The sequence below is a fragment of the Nocardia rhizosphaerihabitans genome, from assembly GCF_014646295.1.
In the GTDB taxonomy this organism is placed as follows: domain Bacteria; phylum Actinomycetota; class Actinomycetes; order Mycobacteriales; family Mycobacteriaceae; genus Nocardia; species Nocardia rhizosphaerihabitans.
Map to the genome: position 1 here is coordinate 58,653 of NZ_BMNE01000014.1, position 13,214 is coordinate 71,866.

A 13,214-nucleotide genomic window follows, 5' to 3' on the forward strand; every position below is an offset into this window, starting at 1 on the left:
CGGAGGGGGTTTTCTTGTGCTCCGGTACTTGACGTTGTTTGGCCAATACACACAGTTGCAGCACAAAAATGGCTTCGACCGGGTCGTCTGGGGGCCCTGAAGCGGGGTCGATCGCGACTCCCGGGGCCGATTCGGCGATTCCATCCAAGAATGTGAGGGAACTCACACTCGGCCGCGCGGTGGGCTGATCGGAGCGCGCTTCGGTGCTAGCAGCGAGCCGGAATAGTCTGAGGGGCAGAAGGAACCCAACTGCGGGATCGTGTGAGCGTCATCCGAAGAGGGCTCAACGCAGATCAGGTGAGAGCTGGTGGCGTGAAAGTGGTTGGCGGGCGATTGCTCGGTCAGTGCTGGCTCAGTCGTTCACCGGTAGCCGTTGGCCGGCGACCCGCCCACGTCGGAGTGGTTCGGTAGGTGGAGGAGAGCTGCCGACCGTGGTCGTTGTTGGGTTGTCCTAGCTTGGATTCGCAGCTGCGATTCCCGCACTTGTGGATGGGCGTATCTTCCGGCGTACCGGGCACGCTCCCCAATAGACCCCGCAACGTGTGAGGGAAACCGGAGCAAGGTCCATCTCCGGCCTCGCTGCGCGTGTGCCCATGTGCGTGGGAGTCCGAGTCCCCCTGCATACAGACACCCGCTACGACGATCTTGCTTCCTGCCGTCGCTCCCGCCAGCACTTGCGCCATGACGCCTGGCACGCCGACGCATTCGAAGATGGTCTGCGGACGGAAGGCTCCTGGGACCATCGGGTTCTGGGGCCCCAGAAGTACCGGATCGTCGGTCTGGGCTGCCTCTCGCCAGGCGTCGTAGGGCGAGATCACACGGGGGTCGACCACGACGTCAGTTCCCATGGCTGTTGCCAAGGATCGGCGTGCGGGCGAGAAGTCGGCAGCGACGATCGGGCCGTAGCCTCGCATCTTCAGGACAGCGATAATGGCAAGTCCGACAGGTCCGCAGCCGATCACCAGCGGAACGACGTTGGGCGCCAGTCCTCCACGGGTGACCGCGTGGAGGGCGACGGTCATGGGCTCGGCGAGGGCGGCGATCTCGTCAGAGACGTTCTCCAGGACCGGAAACATCAGATCCTCGGATAGGAGCATGTACTCCGCGTAGCCGCCGGGGGTCTCGGGACCGGCGTAGCCGATCAACCGCATGGGGTCGCGCAATAGAAGCCCCGGGGAAGCGACGCGCGTGCCTGGGGGCAGCGTTGCTCGGCTTGAGGGGCCGTAGGAGACGACCTCCGCACAGAACTCGTGGCCCATCACGATGGGCGCGTTGACGTCGAACAGCTCCGTGCCGGTGGCCATCTTGGTCGCTGCGAGAAGCTCGGCGGTGTGCGTGCGACAGTGGAGGTCGCTGCCGCAGATGCCGGCGGCGAGCACCCGGACCAGCGCCTCGTTGGGACCCGGCTCTGGGATGGGGAGCGTTTGCAGGTGGAGCTGGCCATCCAGCAGAACAACCGCCTACATGGTTGTTCCAAGGGCAGGCTCGGCGGCCTGGGTCACGTCAGTCATCATTTACCTCAGCCGGTTCTGGCCCGCTACTGCGAGCACGATTGTGTGTCGATCGTCTCAACCAAAGCGTGGCGCCAACTTGCCTTCAGGCGACATGTACTTGACACTTGACGACTATGACCTACCTCACCCGAGGAACGGTGATCTCTGGCGCTGGTGCGCTCATTGATGAACTGGGTGGCGACTCAGTCGAACTGCTCGGCGCGCACGGAATCGATCCCCGATCCATCGAGAGCGTCGATCACTACGTGCGCTACGAGGCTGCTGCGGCCGTGCTCGGGCACGCCGCCAGGGTGCTCGAGGCTCCAGATTTCGGGCTCCGGTTGGGCGGGCGACAGGGCATCGGATCGCTAGGTCCCCTGGGAGTGATTCTGCGCAATTCCGAAACTGTGGGGGATGCCGTGCTCGGGGTCTGCCGATTCATCCGCAACCTCGCGCCAGCCGATACCGCCCACCTGAGCCAAGCATCAGGGTCGGCGGTCTTCACCTACTCGACAATCTTGTCCAACGATTGCGACCGACGTCAGATGATGGAGAAGGCCCAGGCGCTGGCGCTGCATGCCTTGCGGGTCATGGTCGGTCCGGCGTTTACGCCACGGCGGGTGACGTTCGAGCATGACCGGCTCGCATCGGTGGCCACGTACCTCGAGGTGTTCGGCTGTGCCGTGGAGTTCGGCCAGGACCGGAATGCTATCTATCTCGCGCCGAGCGACCTCTCGCGCCCACTCGTCGACCGGGACGCGACGGCCCTCGCGCTCGCGGAGGACTATCTGAGCAGGATCCGTCCGGAAGTCGCGATAGCCGAGCATGTCCGCGATGTCACTCGTCGGCTGCTGCTGGTCGGCCAGGCCACCCTTCCCCAGGTTTCACGTGCCGTCTTGGTGCACGAGCGAACTCTCCAACGCGAACTCGCTGCCCAGGCAACCAGCTTCGAGGAGATCCTCGATGAGTTGCGGCGCGCGATGGCGTGGGAACTTGCCGCCACGGGCATGCAAGCCTCGCAGATCTCACGCGCCCTCGGCTATGCCGAGCAGAGCAGCTTCACCCGAGCTTGCCGTCGCTGGTTCAACGAGTCCCCCCGGGCCCTCCTGGCCCGCCGGCGAGGGCAGCGGCCGGAGGCTCCGGCGGAGATACCTCGGAAGTGATGCGCATCACGGAGTGTCGTGAAATGACAACTCTGTGTCACCCAAAGGCAAGTATCGGACCGCGTTGATCTGCGACCTTTGTGATGCGTGGCCATCTATGACACGCATCACAACACTGAGGCAGATGGGTGAGAAACCATGTCGGATATCAGCCGGGTCACCGTGCTCGGGGCCGGGGTGCTGGGCGGACAGATCGCCTGGCACAGCGCTTTCAAGGGAAAGACCGTAGTTGTGTACGACGTTGCGGCAGACGCGATCGCGCGAGCGCAGACGACTCACCGCACCTACGCCGGGATTTATCTCGCCGAAGTCGGTGCGAGCGAAGTCGATATCGCTGCAACATGGACCCGACTCAGCTACTCCACCGACCTCGCCGAGGCGGTTGCCGACGTGGACCTTGTGATCGAGGCCGTGCCGGAGGTCCCTGGCATCAAGACCTCGGTCTACAAGGAACTCGCCGACCTCCTGCCAGCACACACTCTGATCGCCACGAATAGCTCCACCTTCCTGCCGCGGGACTTCGCAGCGGCAACGGGTCGCCCCGAGAAGTTCTGTGCCCTCCACTTCGCCAACATGATCTGGGCGATGAACCTCGCCGAGGTCATGGCACACCCCGGCACCGCGCGAGACACGCTCAGCGAGATCACGGAGTTCGCGATCGAGATCGGGATGGTGCCGATCCCGGTGCGCAAGGAAAACAATGGCTACGTCATCAACGCCTGGGTCGTACCACTGCTGAACGCGGCACAGACTCTGGTCACCAACGGGATCGCCTTGCCGGAAGACATCGACCGGACTTTCATGGTCAACGGTGCGCGGTTCGGCCCGATGGGCATGTTCGACATCATTGGGATGAAGACGGTCTACGACGTGCTCGCCTACTGGGGAGCAAAGTCAGGTGACGCCCAGATGGGCGCGAACGCTGCCTTCATCAAGGAGCGCTTCCTCGATCGAGGGAAGCTCGGCCTAGCCACTGGATCGGGTTACTACACCTACCCAGATCCCCGGCATCAGCGCGCCGATTTTCTCGCCATCCCCGACGTCACCGCGGTCCCCGACCTCGTGGATCAGATTGTGCCCTCCTGACGCCCTCCACGCGCACGCCCCGACTAGACACACTCCCCGAACGTCAAGGATTTGTCATGGCTACCTCAATCGCGCCCGCCGCAGCGACCACCTTCGAGCACGTCGACGTGCTCGTCGTCGGCGCCGGAATTTCCGGAATCAGCACTGCCTACCACCTCAAGCACCAGCAACCGGGGCGCACCTTCGCGATTGTCGAAGCTCGCAACAGCCTCGGCGGTACCTGGGACCTCTTCAGATACCCGGGCCTTCGCTCGGACTCAGACCTGCAGACCTTCGGGTTCGGGTTCAAGCCCTGGCGCGGCGACAACGCAATCGCCGATGCGCACGAAATCGTCGACTATCTGCAGGAAACCCTCGAGGAGAATGACCTCGCCCGGCACCTGCATCTGGGCCACAAGGTTTCGAAGGCCGACTTCTCCAGCGCGGACCAGCGCTGGCTGGTCACCCTCGAGCGAGCCTGCGACGGTGCCCAGTTCGACGTCACCGCCGGCATGCTGTTTTCAGCCGCGGGTTATTACGACTACGACCAGGGCTACTCACCGCAGTTCGTGGGCCGCGAAGACTTCGGTGGACAGATCATCCATCCACAGCACTGGCCCGACGACCTGGATTACTCGGGCAAGAACGTTGTCGTGATCGGCAGCGGTGCTACCGCTGTCACCATCGTCCCCAACATCGCAGCTGCCGCCGGGCACGTCACCATGCTCCAGCGCTCCCCGTCCTACGTCCTTCCCATCCCGCGCCAGGACCCGATCGCGAACACGCTGCGCCGGCTGCTGCCGGAGAAGATCGCCTATTCCCTCACCAGGGGGATCAATATCCGAAAGGCCAACCTCCTCTACAAGGGAAGCCAGCGGTTCCCCAAGCAGATGCGGGCACTCGTGCGGAAGGTCAACACCGCAGCCCTGCCGGAGGGCTACGACGTCGACACCCACTTCAGTCCGGCCTACAACCCGTGGGACCAGCGCATGTGCATGGTCCCCGACGGCGACTTGTTCAAGGCAATTTCCGACGGGCGCGCCTCAGTTGCGACCGACGAGATCGTTCGCTTCACCAAGTCGGGCATCCTCCTCGAGTCTGGGGAGGAGTTGGCAGCCGACATCGTCGTCACAGCGACAGGACTCAACATGGTGCCCTTCGGGAAGATCGCTCTTGCTGTCGACGGCGCCCAGATCGAACTTCCCGACCACGTCGTCTACAAGACCCTGATGCTCAGCGACGTCCCCAACTTCGCCTTCACCGTCGGCTATGTAAACAACTCCTGGACGCTCAAGGCGGATCTCGTCGCGCAGTGGTTCTGTCGCCTCCTCGCGCACATGGACCAGAACGGCTACTCCACCGTCACCCCGGTGGTCGCCCAGGCCTCGATGCCGTTGAGTGACTACATCGCGATGGATACCGGTTACATCAACCGCGGAATGCCCCTGTTCCCCAAGCAGGGCGACAGCGGACCTTGGCTGGCCCCGCAAGACTTCAACCGTGACCGCGTCGTCTTGGGCAAGGACCCCATCGAGGACCCCGAGCTCCGCTTCTCCTTCGCAGAACTGCCGCAGACAGACCTGCATGACGTGGCCGCCCCCGTCGTCGGCGCCGGTGTGGCCAAATGAGTAGCCCGGTCATCCTCACAGTCAAGGGCAGGCGCGTCCGGGCTCGGATCGAGGGAGACCGGCAGAAGCCGCCGGTGCTGCTCCTCCATGGGATCGGCCGCAGCCTGGAAGACTGGGCGGAGCAATTCGTCCGGCTCTCAGGCTCCTATCGCCTGATCGCGCTCGACCTGCCGGGCTCGGGATTTTCGGAGCGCTTGCCCGAGGCGACATCGCTGCCTGTCCTGGCAAGCGCCGTACTGGAAACCCTGGATGCGGTCTCAGAGACCCGTGCCGTGCACGTCGTCGGCAACTCTCTGGGCGGCGCGGTGGCGATGCAGATCGCCGCGGCACGTCCCGACCGGGTCGCCAGCTTGGTGTTGGTGGACAGCGCCGGCTTCGGGTCCGAGGTCATCCTCCCGCTGCGGCTGATGACCCTTCCGGGCCTAGGCGGCCTGCTCACCAAGCACCCGACCGCGGCCAGCGCGCGAATGTTGGAGCGGATGTCCCTGGCGGACCCGAGCCTGATCACTGCAGCCCGGGTGGAACACGCTCTGGCCATCGCACGTCAGCCCGATACCGCTGCGGTCATGGTCGAGACGGCCCGTTCCCTGGCGACCATCCGCGGCGTGAAGGAGAAGTGGCGAAGCGAGCTTCTCAACAACGTCGCGGCACTGCGACTGCCAACCCTGGTGGTGTGGGGCGACCACGATCGGGTGCTGCCGTCCAGTCACCTGAGGACGGCGCGGAAGGCGTTTCCTCATGCAGAGGTTCGGCTCTTCCCCGACGTGAATCACATGCCTCAGATCGAGATCCCGGACCAGTTCGCCGAGCGGGTCTCGCACTTCCTCGATGGCGTCGCTGATCGAGACGTACCGGTTTCCGGTGCTCCGCAAACGCTCGAGGTGAGTCACCCGGGGTTTGATGCGTACCCGGTTATCTGACTCCGGCGGTGTGCTGAGTCGGGTCGGCGTAGTAGTCGCTTCGAACTCGACCGGCGGTTTGCGGCCGAGACGGTGCATCAGCCGGGAGTTGTTGAACCAGCTGGCCCAGTCGGCGGTGAGGAGTTCAACATTGGCCAAGCGGTGCACCGGGCCCCGCCGGACCGGTGAGTCGTCACGGACCGCATCTGTCTTGTAGAGGCCAACTATGGTCTCCGCCAACGTATTGGTGGGTCTTGAAGGTGAAAGGAAGGTCGTGATGTAGAAGCGCGAATCTCGTTGTCGCCGTGCTGTTGTGGAGATGAAGGTAGATCCCTCGGCATAGGCATAGGCATAGGCATAGGCATAGGCATAGGCATAGGCATAGGCATGCAGGTGCAGGTGTCAAACCGCGCCGAGCTGCTGCGGTGAGTGAGTCGCGGTGGTGAGGGTCGTGGGAAAAGCCTGGCGTGACAAGGCAGGTGTGGACTGAGAAGGCTAACGCGAGCGAACCGCTGATGACGTGTCGTTAGGCCAAGTGACATCGAAACCCGGGCCGTAATTCTGTCCCGGGATGAGCCAGACGAGGGCCTGCTGATTGGTCTGGTGGTGTCCGGCATGAAGGTGACGCGAGCTCGGTCGGGGCTTCACAACGGAACAGGAAAACGCCGCGATGCGAAACGGGTCCGCTGGGTTGAGGCGGATGCGAGACGGTGCAGAACCTCCGCACGAGCACTCTTCGCACATCGCAACACCGCCCTCATCCCATCCAGCGCGCGGAGGAGCTTCTGCCCGTCCCGCTCGATCGCAGTGGTCTCGAGATCGGGGTCGCTTTGGAGATCGCGCATTGGCTGGGACATCAACCAAGCACAGCCGCAATCCCGGAGCGGGACTAGCGAGGTCTTGGTGACCTCGACAGTGGTGTTGCGTTCACCTGCGCGGGCAGTGGCTGGATACCAAGTGCCCACGCAGGCGCATCTACCGGCCCAGGATCAAGTCGGATGCTTTCTCGCCGATGAGCACGCTCGGAGCGTGGGTGTGTCCGCGAATGATGCTCGGCATGACCGAGGCATCCGCAACACGCAGTCCTGTGACTCCTCGAACCCGCAAGTCCGGGGTCACGACGCTGGTTTTGTCGCTTCCCATACGACAAGTGCCGACCGGGTGATACAGCGTGTGCGAACAAGTGGTCAGGGCCAGCTCGAGCGTGTCCGGACCCGTATCCAACGCGCCCGCGGGACGAGCGACTTCGCCGAGAAGTGGCTTCAGCGCCGGTGCTTCGGCGATCTCGGCGCACATCTGCAAGCCGGCTAGGATCGCCGCACGGTCCGCTCCGCCAGGGTCGGACAAGTAGCGGGGATCGATGACCGGCTTGGCGAGCGGGTCAGCCGAGCGTAGTGAGATCCGGCCTCTGCTTTCGGGTTTGAGTAGAATGGAACCCATTACCACCGCGTGGCCGTACGGCTCCCCGATCCCCTCGTCGAAGAACGGCGCGGGTGCGAAGATGAGCTCGAGATCGGGGAGGTCCAGGTCCGCGCGGCTCCGCGCGAATCCGTAGGCCTCGCCGACATTGGAGGTAAGCATCCCTCGATGTCTGGCAAGATAGTTGACAAGTTCTCGTGGCTTTCCGCAGCGAACAGACTGTCATCGTCAATGTCGAAGCCGAGCATCGCGACCAGATGGTCTGTCAGGTTCTCGCCGACTTCCGGTGCGCGATGGACAGTTGCGATCCCGTGTTCGGACTGGTGGTCCGTTCGGCCCAGTCGTCATAGTCCGCGGCGAATCCCCGTACCCACATCATCGCATTGGGGGAGGAGGAGCCGCCGAGCGTCTTTCCTCGCGGCCAATGGATTTCTCGGCCACCGAGCGCCGCCTGCGGCTCCGTCCGGTAATCCCAATCGACGGCGCTCCGAAACAATTTCGAGAACGCGGCCGGGATGTGGATGAACTTGTCTTTGTCCTTCGGTCCAGCCTCCAGTGCGACAACACTGGAGGCTGGGTCGGCATTGAGGCGGTTGGCTACTACTGCGCCTGCCGACCCGGTGCCGATGATGACATAGTCGGCGTAGGTATCCAGTGTGCTCCTGATCAGTCAGCCGCGCAGCGCGGACGCGAAGATTGCGGGCAGCTTGTCCCATCCTGGTGCTGCGGCGAACGCGGCGAGCCGTCGACCAGTTGTCGCCGCTGTGCGATTGCTGACAAACCAGGGCGGTTTCGGGGTCAGGGACCACTCGCCGTGCAACACGGAGCGTGGCGCCGGCCGGAACGGACCGCGCACAACCGTCCGTTCGGGCCGGTCGATCAACAATGCGTTGTGTACCACTCCGATTCCGCTCTGTACGTCGTCGAGCGTGTGGCCCGGATAGGCGCCCCAGGTTGCACCGGCGGTGAGGAAACCTGCACCGGTCCACGCATTGATCGCAATCGTGCCGTAGCGCAGCTGCTCGATCAGAATGTCGAATGCCGCGCCCAATTTTTGGATGGTCGCCGGGTGCGCGATGACGTTCACTCCGAGCGTGCCGGCGAATTCGTCGTTGGCAGTGGTTGCCGCTGCACGTGCGAAATCGGCTCCGAGGCCGGGGAGTTCGACAACTCCAAGGACGGGCGCGAAATATTCCGTATGCAACAGTGTTTCACTGCGGTCGCCGCGCAGTCCGGGCAGCAGGAGCCGACCGCCGAAATGTTCGGCATCGGGATAAGTCGATTCGGCTGCCGCGACGCGATCGTCACTGCCCGGGTAGTACGCGGACCGAATCGGTGCGGCCTCATAGGCGGCGCGCAGCTCACGAAGGAAGTCGTCCTTCTGGTCCCATTCGGATGAAATCACCACAGCCTGTGCCGCGACACAGTTGTACCCGCCGTTGTGCAGACGCTGAGTGGCGATGTGGTCGGCCTGGAATCGCAGGTCGGCCTTGCTCCAGTGGCCGGGTAGGACGATGGTCGGGGAGACGCCGCCGAGTTCGCTGGTAATCGGCTTCTCGAGTCGCGGCTGACCGCTGGCCTTGCGTGCCGCGGCGTCCTCGCCGTGACCCCAGACGATAAGGTCGTGTGTCGCTGCACTGCCGGTCATGTGCACGTGAGCCACAGCTGGATGCTGAACCAGGTATTCCCCGACGTCGGCTCCACCGGTGAGGATCCGGACGGCGCCGATCGCGATGAGCGGCTCCAGCACCTTGGTCAATGGCTCCAACAGGAGATTTGTGATCGGATTCAACTTCAGGGCAACAACCCGGTTGTGCGCAATCAGTTCATAGAGGACGTCCAACGGGGCGATGGAGGTGATGTTGCCCGCGCCGAGCACTACGCCGATCCCATGGGTACGGGTCGGATCGAGTTGTGCCAGGCCTGCCGCTCGGATCGCTTCGTCCCTGCCGATCCCCGGCTGCAGCCACACCTCGGCGCTGAACCCGCTCAGAAGCAACGAGTCGAAGACCGATGTGGGCAGCACGCGTACCGTAGTGCGTCCGTTTGCGACGCCGAAGTGCGCGTTCTCGAGTGGGCTACGCCCTTCGGCGAGGGAGAGCAGGCTGTGTTCGAGCGACCCGGCGCCGGCCGCCATCGCATAAGGTCCGGATATCCATTCCTCGCCGACCAGCGGGGCCTGTGGATCCAGCCGCTTGTAGCTGACCGCCGCATCGACCCACTCTTCGGCATGTTGCCCGGTGAGCTCCCGAACGCGCCCGAGTAACTCGGCGCGCGCAGTCAAGGAAGTCGCGGCCCAAACCCGTTCGCCCTCGGCGAGGTCCGAGAGGGCGGCGTCGACAGCGCTATGGAGGTCTGTTGGCGAATCGTTGATGGTCATAGTCCGAATTGTCCGCACCGATACACCGGCACACCATGGGCAACGGTCGCGAAAGTGTGCGACCGATCTTGTGCGGCGACACAATCAAAGTGTGTTGTGGCCCACACGTCGGGTGATAGTCTGCTTCGGTGGTCACTCCGTTGCGTTCGATCGCTGCCGCCGAACTCGCGAGGCAGCTGCTCGAATCGGTGGATTCGATGGCCGACGAGCTGGCCGACCGGATCATCGAGTCCGAACGCTCCTACCTGGACTCCCAACTGCTGACCCGAGCGCGATTGCGCGGCGCCTGTCTGGACAACCTGACGGCAATGCTCGGCTACCTCGCTGGACGCGATCCCGTCCGGTTGGAATCCGCGCGCGCGGCGGGCAGGCTTAAGGCGGAGCAAGGTTTGCCGATAGCGGCGATGTTGCATGCCTATCGGCTCGGTGGTCGGCTGATCTGGGAGGAGTTGATGGTGCGCGCGGGCAGTGTCGCCGACGGCGAGCTCCTGAAGATTCCCGCTGAGCTGTGGGAGATCGTCGACCAATATTCCGACGCCGCAGCGGAGACCTACCGCGAAACCGCGACGGTGCTCGCCTTGGCCGACATCGAGTCGCGGGCCAGGCTGATTCGGACGTTGTTCGACGGCCATACGGAGAATCCGGCCGCGGTATTGGATGCGGCCCGCACTCTTGGAGTGCCGGAGACCGGGACGTTCGTCGTGGTCGCCGCCGAGGCCGGAACGACCCCGACGATGATGTCGGCTGCGATCACGAAGCTAGGCGACAGGGGGGTCGTTTCGATCTGGGATAGCTATGCGGACACCCTCAACGGGTTGATCTGCGCACCTTCGGCGGCCGAAATCGACACTGCCATCGCCCTACTCGGCGACGCGGTCGAAGGTCGTGCCGGTGTCAGTCGCCCATTCAGTGGTCCCCGTGACATCGCAGCCGCGCTCGACGAGGCGCGGCTCGCATTGAAATGCAGACCGCCCGGCGAGACCGCGATGACCCGCTACGAGGCGGCCCCGCTGGCACTGCTGCTGGTCCGGCTGCCCGATGCAGCGCACAGTGCGGCCGCACAAATCCTCGGGCCGCTCATGCGCCTTCCGGAGGGGGAGCGGACGGCCCTGTTGCAGACACTGAACGTGTGGTTCGAGTGCAAGGGGTCGACCGTGGCCGCCGCCCGGCAGATGCACTACCACCGCAACACTGTCCTCTATCGGCTCCGCAAGCTCCGCGACCTCACCGGCCGCGACTGTGATGACCCAGTGCAGGCGGCCGAACTCTATATTGCGCTGCAGGCAATCCGCTTGCTCGGGCAGAGGTAGCGCCCGCCCCAGGCCCTAGAGTCTCCCTATGCCATCCGGCCTCGCGGTCGGATGCGCAGTCTGCTCGCGCAGAATGTGCTTCTGAACCTTGCCGACCGAAGTGCGTCGCAGCAGATCGATGAATTCGATCGAATCGGGGACCCGGAACTTGGCTAGGCGCTCGCTGCACCGGTGGAGCAATTCGGCCGCAGTCAGTGCGGTGTGGGTTCAGGACCACGTACGGTTTGATCGCTTCGTCCCGGATTCGATCCGGAACGCCGATCACCGCGGCTTCGAACACCCCGGGGCGGTCATTGAGGACGGCCTCCACCTCTGCGGACGCAACATTTTGGCCTGCCCGTTTGATCATGTCCCTGTCTCGGCGCCGTCGGCGCCATCGGCGTCTACGATGCGTAGCGACGCGCACGGCAAAGGACGGCCGATGCTGTGGGGGCGCCGGTCCTCGTAGAGCGGTCCCATCGTTACTGGGGCCGCGGTTTCAGTCATGCCATACAACTCGATCATCGGAACGCCGAAGCGCTGTTCGAATTCCGCCAGCTGTGATGCGGAGAGGTTCTGCGCGAACGTCCCAGATCGCAACCGGTGCGCACGGTCGTACGGACTCGGGTCAGCTGCGAGAATCATTCGCCTCGGAGCCGCGAACAGGCTTGTCACCGTCGCGCCGAGCGCGGTTGCCTGCTGCGACCAGCGGCTCGCGGAAAACCGGGGCGTCAATGCGATCGAGGCGCGCCGGTCACCAGCGCGGACATAGTCGAGTAGTACTGGGCGTTGCCGTGGAACAGTGGCAGCACCACCAGCTGGCGGTCGTCGGGTCGCAGCCGCAGCTGGCCGGCGACGACCTCACCTGCCGTGAGATACGCACTATGCGAGATCACTACGCCCTTGGGTCTGCAGGTGGTGCCTGAGGTGTAGAGCACACCGACCGCGGACTCTGCGGCACTGTCGACGGTATCTGCTACCGCGTGCTCAGCAGCAGACCACGAGCCGCCGTCCGCGGAGTCGGCGTCGGTGACCAGTATGGGAAAGCTGCGATTCAACCGTTTCGCCGTGGCCGATACGGTCTCCTGAAGGTCGGTCTGGGTCACGCTGAGCAAACATTCGGAATGGTCGACTAGATAACTGAGCTCGTCCGTTGTGGCCAGCATCTATCGGCGGCCAGCGCAGCTAGCTACGCTTGGGGCGACGCCCGCGACATGGCTAGGCTCGGCTGCGCTACCTCTGCGCTAGTCGTAGTGCAGGGGACGGCGCTTTGTAGCCCGGCCCAGCAGAGCTGAGTGGTTGTCTCCACCGCTTGGTGTTTCGGGACAGGCCGACCTGTGCGATGCCATTGCCCGGCGGCGGTAATCCCCGCGCCGACCAACCATGAGGCGAGCAGATATGCGGGCCACGAGATCTCGCCGTGGCGGAGCAGTGCCGAGGCGACTGTGGCGGTGCAGTCAGCCTTGGCCGTCTGCACTCGCCACTGGACCGACGGCTCGCTCGGCACCGTGGATTCGAAAATCAGGAGGTGCGTGCCCGACGCGTTGCGATCGACCAGGTCGAAGAACGCCGTGACCGTGCCGTGTACGGTGTCGTAGTCGGAGCGGGGTGACGTCAAGACATCCCGCACGGCGGTCGTGAGCTGATCGAGATGTCGCTGCACGACCGCCAAGTACAGATCCAATTTTCCCGAGAAGTACTGATACAGAACGGGTTTCGTGATGCCGGCGGATTCGCTCACCATCTGCATCGTGACCCCGTGATAGCCGCGGCCGGCGAACACGCGCTGGGCGATGTCGATGAACTGGTCGCGCCGTGCGAGGCGTCGGTCCGATCGAGAGATGTCCACGGTGTGCCGCGGCCGTCGGGTGGGTGTCA

At 64.1% G+C, this 13,214-nt stretch carries 11 protein-coding genes and 1 pseudogene; 5 read left to right on the forward strand and 7 right to left on the reverse strand.

From position 1 onward, the window contains the following. Positions 1-341: 341 nt before the first annotated feature. Positions 342-1,451 (reverse strand): alcohol dehydrogenase catalytic domain-containing protein, encoded by a 1,110-nt coding sequence (locus tag IEY60_RS34115; protein ID WP_308426157.1) that lies wholly within the window; start codon positions 1,449-1,451, stop codon positions 342-344. 176 nt (positions 1,452-1,627) lie between these two features. Between IEY60_RS34115 and IEY60_RS34120 the strand changes: the two genes are divergently transcribed. The 4 genes from IEY60_RS34120 to IEY60_RS34135 all read left to right on the forward strand — a co-directional run bounded on the left by IEY60_RS34120 (position 1,628) and on the right by IEY60_RS34135 (position 6,269). Beyond that, complete coding sequence (locus IEY60_RS34120) at positions 1,628-2,656, forward strand: AraC family transcriptional regulator (protein ID WP_189034674.1); 1,029 nt, start codon at positions 1,628-1,630, stop codon at positions 2,654-2,656. Positions 2,657-2,794: 138 nt separating this feature from the next. Then, positions 2,795-3,742, forward strand: a complete 948-nt coding sequence (locus IEY60_RS34125; protein ID WP_189034675.1) for a 3-hydroxyacyl-CoA dehydrogenase — start codon at positions 2,795-2,797, stop codon at positions 3,740-3,742. 56 nt (positions 3,743-3,798) lie between these two features. Next, entirely contained in the window at positions 3,799-5,349 is a 1,551-nt protein-coding gene (locus IEY60_RS34130; protein WP_189034676.1) for a flavin-containing monooxygenase, read from the forward strand. Beyond that, on the forward strand, positions 5,346-6,269 hold the full coding sequence (locus tag IEY60_RS34135) for an alpha/beta fold hydrolase (protein WP_189034677.1): 924 nt from the start codon (positions 5,346-5,348) through the stop codon (positions 6,267-6,269). The genes IEY60_RS34130 and IEY60_RS34135 overlap by 4 nt, the downstream gene beginning before the upstream one ends. Positions 6,270-7,223: 954 nt before the next feature. Here the strand turns inward: IEY60_RS34135 and IEY60_RS34140 are convergent. Together IEY60_RS34140 and IEY60_RS34145 are read right to left on the reverse strand one after the other, a co-directional pair. Then, positions 7,224-8,322, reverse strand: a pseudogene (locus IEY60_RS34140) (GMC family oxidoreductase). 15 nt (positions 8,323-8,337) lie between these two features. Then, positions 8,338-10,047 carry an aldehyde dehydrogenase family protein gene (locus tag IEY60_RS34145; RefSeq protein WP_189034678.1) on the reverse strand — a complete coding sequence of 570 codons (1,710 nt, stop codon included), beginning with the start codon at positions 10,045-10,047 and terminating at the stop codon, positions 8,338-8,340. 128 nt (positions 10,048-10,175) lie between these two features. Here IEY60_RS34145 and IEY60_RS34150 point away from each other — a divergent pair, with 128 nt between their 5' ends. Further along, a complete protein-coding gene (locus IEY60_RS34150) occupies positions 10,176-11,357 on the forward strand; it encodes a PucR family transcriptional regulator (RefSeq protein WP_229740376.1) in 1,182 nt (393 codons plus the stop codon). On the opposite strand, the gene IEY60_RS36645 is transcribed toward IEY60_RS34150, so the two are convergent. The 4 genes from IEY60_RS36645 to IEY60_RS34170 form a co-directional block, all read right to left on the reverse strand. After that, positions 11,272-11,706: an AMP-binding enzyme gene (locus tag IEY60_RS36645; protein ID WP_189034679.1), complete on the reverse strand. Its 435-nt coding sequence runs from the start codon at positions 11,704-11,706 to the stop codon at positions 11,272-11,274. The two genes, IEY60_RS34150 and IEY60_RS36645, sit on opposite strands and share 86 nt — an antisense overlap. Beyond that, a complete protein-coding gene (locus IEY60_RS36650; RefSeq protein ID WP_189034680.1) occupies positions 11,703-12,071 on the reverse strand; it encodes an AMP-binding protein in 369 nt (122 codons plus the stop codon). The genes IEY60_RS36645 and IEY60_RS36650 overlap by 4 nt, the downstream gene beginning before the upstream one ends. After that, complete coding sequence (locus IEY60_RS34165; protein ID WP_189034681.1) at positions 12,068-12,502, reverse strand: AMP-binding protein; 435 nt, start codon at positions 12,500-12,502, stop codon at positions 12,068-12,070. The genes IEY60_RS36650 and IEY60_RS34165 overlap by 4 nt, the downstream gene beginning before the upstream one ends. A 23-nt stretch (positions 12,503-12,525) precedes the next feature. Next, positions 12,526-13,214 (reverse strand): TetR/AcrR family transcriptional regulator (locus IEY60_RS34170; RefSeq protein WP_229740378.1); only part of this gene is annotated, 689 nt, incomplete at its 5' end.

Coding starts and splice junctions, on each gene's coding strand:
- IEY60_RS36645 (WP_189034679.1), bottom strand. CDS start 11,706: ATGATCAAACGGGCAGGCCAAAATGTTGCGTCCGCAGAGGTGGAGGCC.
- IEY60_RS34145 (WP_189034678.1), bottom strand. CDS start 10,047: ATGACCATCAACGATTCGCCAACAGACCTCCATAGCGCTGTCGACGCC.
- IEY60_RS34130 (WP_189034676.1), top strand. CDS start 3,799: ATGGCTACCTCAATCGCGCCCGCCGCAGCGACCACCTTCGAGCACGTC.
- IEY60_RS34125 (WP_189034675.1), top strand. CDS start 2,795: ATGTCGGATATCAGCCGGGTCACCGTGCTCGGGGCCGGGGTGCTGGGC.
- IEY60_RS34165 (WP_189034681.1), bottom strand. CDS start 12,502: ATGCTGGCCACAACGGACGAGCTCAGTTATCTAGTCGACCATTCCGAA.
- IEY60_RS34120 (WP_189034674.1), top strand. CDS start 1,628: ATGACCTACCTCACCCGAGGAACGGTGATCTCTGGCGCTGGTGCGCTC.
- IEY60_RS34135 (WP_189034677.1), top strand. CDS start 5,346: ATGAGTAGCCCGGTCATCCTCACAGTCAAGGGCAGGCGCGTCCGGGCT.